This is a genomic window from Wolbachia endosymbiont of Drosophila baimaii (assembly GCF_028982185.1).
Lineage (GTDB): Bacteria > Pseudomonadota > Alphaproteobacteria > Rickettsiales > Anaplasmataceae > Wolbachia > Wolbachia pipientis.
Genome location: NZ_JAPQLE010000125.1, coordinates 11529 through 14876, shown reverse-complemented (window position 1 = coordinate 14876; position 3348 = coordinate 11529). Strand labels below are relative to the sequence as shown.

The window sequence follows — 3348 nt, the reverse complement described above, 5'->3', positions numbered from 1 at the left end:
AAGATTTAAAATTGGACGAACTACTTTATGGGAGTGGCAGCAAAGAAGAAAAGAAACAGGAGACTTTCAATCAAAAAAACTTGGAAATGGAGGTTACAATCACAAAATTACCGACTGGGATGCCTTTGCTAAATTTGCCAGAGAAAACGGAGGAAAGACTCTGTCGGAAATGGCTAAACTTTGGGGCAACGTTAGTATCCAAACGATCCACCGAGCTCTCAGAAAAATTGGATTTACGCGCAAAAAAAGACATATGGATACAAGGAAAGAAACGAAGAAAAACGTGCTGAATTCTTAAAAATTATAGCAACAAAAGAACCAGAAAACTTAGTTTATATAGATGAGTCTGGCATTGATAACACAGAGGACTATCCATATGGGTATTGCCAGAAAGGACAGCGGTTTTATGGCCTAAAATCTGGAAAGAAAACTCAACGAATCAGTATGGTTGCAGCCTTAAGTGGAAGAAAGATAGTTGTTCCGTTAACCTTTGAAGGCCGCTGTAATATGGATGTTTTTAATGGATGGTTTGAGCAATTTTTGACACCGATCTTGGAACCTGGACAGGCTGTCATTCTTGACAATGCTACTTTTCATAAGTCTGATAAAATTATCGAGCTTGCTAAAGGGGTTGATGCAGAAATTTTGTATCTGCCGCCTTATTCTCCAGATTTCAACAAAATTGAGCATCATTGGTTTGCTATAAAAAACAGAGCCAGGAAAAACATTCCTCTATTCGAATCCTTTCGTCGTGCTGTTGATTCTTCCTTCCTATGACCTGTTTGGACTATTATGAGAAATGCTATAAAGTATTATTTTTAAAATATAGTAACATTATGCCTTCTTCTCCAATAGAAAGCATAAACTTACTTTTGGATTTTGAACTAAACATATTAACAAAGCATATACTTATCTAGAATTAAAAAGGCAATTTATTGAAATTTATTAAACGTTAGAGGGAAATATTGTTATAAATTTTCGCAGCAACATTATTTATATTATAATTTTTTTATAAAATTACCACTAATATTAAGTTATTTAGATAACAAATTAAGAAAATTCATTAAGACGAATTTGTTGTTTTTCAAATTGTAGGTAAACCTAAGCCACTTTAGCTATATCTGCCGATTGACTTTAATTAATAAGAGTTATTAATCTATTTACTATTCTTGTAATATTATTTCTAATGGTAAAGAAATATATATTTTTCTGGAACAGTTGTTATTTCAGATACAGAATTTATTGTAAGTAAACTAACCATTTGCTGAAGAGCGCTCATCTTCTGTGGTACTTGATGATGGAGCAACTAATTTGCTCAAAATCTCATCTTTTGGCCCCATAGCGTAAATGACACCATCTGACATGAGGATCACCTTATCAACTACGGACAATAACGGTAGCTTGTGAGTGATGATAACAGTAGTAGTATTTTGTTTTCTTGCAATGCCAATTGCATTAATTAAGCATGCCTCTCCATTGCTATCTAAGTTAGCGTTTGGTTCATCAAGTACTAAAAGTTTTGTGTGACCATAAAAAGCTCTGGCAAGTCCAAGAAGCTGTTTTTGGCCGCCAGAGAGCGTTACTCCTCCAGGACCTCCTATTGTTGTATCATATCCATTTGGTAAGCTTAGTATTAGTTCATGTATTCCTGCAATTTTTGCTGCTTTGATTATTTCTTCAGGATTTGGATCTGGCCTCATGCGAGCAATATTAGCTTTGACACTAGTGTTAAATAACTCAATATCCTGAGGTAAGTAGCCAACATAATTACCAAAATTTTCTCGATTCCAAGTATATACATCAGCGCCATCTAGTCTGACTACACCAGATATTGGCTTCCATACACCAACAGTTAATTTTGCGATAGTGGATTTACCAGAAGCACTTGCACCAATAACACCAACTACATCTCCAGGATCTATAATGAATGATATTCCTTTTACTGTCGGCTTATTGCTTCCATAAGGAGTAAAAAATACTCTATCAAATTCCAATTTTCCTTCAGGTTCTGGTAGAGCCATCGTTTGCTCTCTTTTTGGCGATGTTAATATAAGTCTTTGTAGCCTTCCATATGACATTCTAGCCTGATTTAAAAACTTCCAAGTATGAACCGCAGCGTCAAATGGTGCTAATACTCTACCCATTAAAATTGAAGCAGCGATGATGCTACCAGCAGTCTTATGAGCTGTGATTGCAAGTAATGCACCTGTTCCAATTACTGATATTTGCAGAGTTGAGCGCAAAAACTTAGTGATTCCAGTAATTACATTAGAGCGATTTTGTGCTTTAATTTGCATTGCTCGGTTCTGATCATTTCGTTTACACCAATCAGAGACTATGAATTCTGACATGCCCATAGCTTCAACCACTTCTGCATTTCTTGTTGCAACATCTATAGCATTGATATTCCCTATAGTTTCTTCGTTGGTTTCTTGTAATATTCGTTTAGTGGCAAGTTCATTCCATATTGCCATAGAGACTAATATGATGATTCCAGTAATAGCTATAAACCCCGTGGAGGTATGTATCATGAAAATCACAACAAGGTAAATTAACGACCATGGAGTATCAAACAGTGAGAATATGCCATTTCCTGTAATGAAATTTTTTATCACTCCGAGATCTCGTATTGCTTCACCACTTGAAGTTGAGCTCTGCACTGATGTTAATCTAATTGACCTTACTATCAAATCTGGTGTTGCAGTTTTATCGATCCAATCACCTATTTTCGCCATGGCTAAATATCGACAAGTTTCAAGCATTGCAGAACATGCAAATGCAGATAAAGTGATAATTGTCAGCATAGTTAGTGTTGATACACTTTCGCTCGATATCACCCGATCAAGCACTTGAGAGGTATAAAGTGGTAGGAATAACATTAATAAATTGATTCCCGCACTAAACCAAAAGATAAACCAAAATGCACTTTTGCATTTTTCTAGGCAAATATATAGAGTACTTTGCTTCAATTCTTTTTTTATTGATGGCGTAATTTCCACAATCTTCCTCTTAATTTGATTACATGCACCATATACAATTTTTATTACAAAAATATTAATAACGGTAGTTAGCTTACTTTAAGTGAGTAAAATATTAATATATGTGAATAGGAAATATAAACAATGGTAAAAAGAAGTATAGTTGATATTTCCTTCGTTGCCTATAGCGAAGCTACGTCATACCGCGATTCATTCTATAGCTGTACGAACATTCATTTTTGAAGGTAAACTGCACAGCAAATGGTGTCATGAAAGTAGCTGACACTGGGATGGCTTTGTTGCATCGCTACTTATGAAAGGCTAACTATAATTAGGATTATAAGCAACTTATTGAAAATCTTGTTTTTTT

Annotated in this window: 3 protein-coding genes; 2 read left to right on the top strand and 1 reads right to left on the bottom strand. The window is 34.9% G+C overall.

Going from position 1 to position 3348, the window contains the following annotated elements; translation table 11 throughout:
* Both OZD66_RS04415 and OZD66_RS04410 read left to right on the top strand, forming a co-directional pair.
* Positions 1–777 (top strand): IS630 family transposase gene (locus OZD66_RS04415; RefSeq protein WP_275021947.1). Its coding sequence is split into 2 segments (ribosomal slippage), with 778 coding nucleotides annotated over them: positions 1–242 and positions 242–777; the frame shifts between segments, so codons are not numbered across the junction. This gene is flagged as partial in the annotation.
* Positions 774–917: a hypothetical protein gene (locus OZD66_RS04410; protein ID WP_275022332.1), complete on the top strand. Its 144-nt coding sequence runs from the start codon at positions 774–776 to the stop codon at positions 915–917. The genes OZD66_RS04415 and OZD66_RS04410, both read left to right, overlap by 4 nt.
* A gap of 336 nt (positions 918–1253) precedes the next feature.
* Here the strand turns inward: OZD66_RS04410 and OZD66_RS04405 are convergent, their stop codons facing one another.
* Positions 1254–2999 (bottom strand): type I secretion system permease/ATPase, encoded by a 1746-nt coding sequence (locus OZD66_RS04405; protein WP_182367041.1) that lies wholly within the window; start codon positions 2997–2999, stop codon positions 1254–1256.
* Positions 3000–3348: the final 349 nt, after the last annotated feature.

What these genes read in the sequence shown, in the direction of transcription:
- OZD66_RS04410 (WP_275022332.1), top strand. Translation starts at nt 774, where the DNA reads ATGACCTGTTTGGACTATTATGAGAAATGCTATAAAGTATTATTTTTA.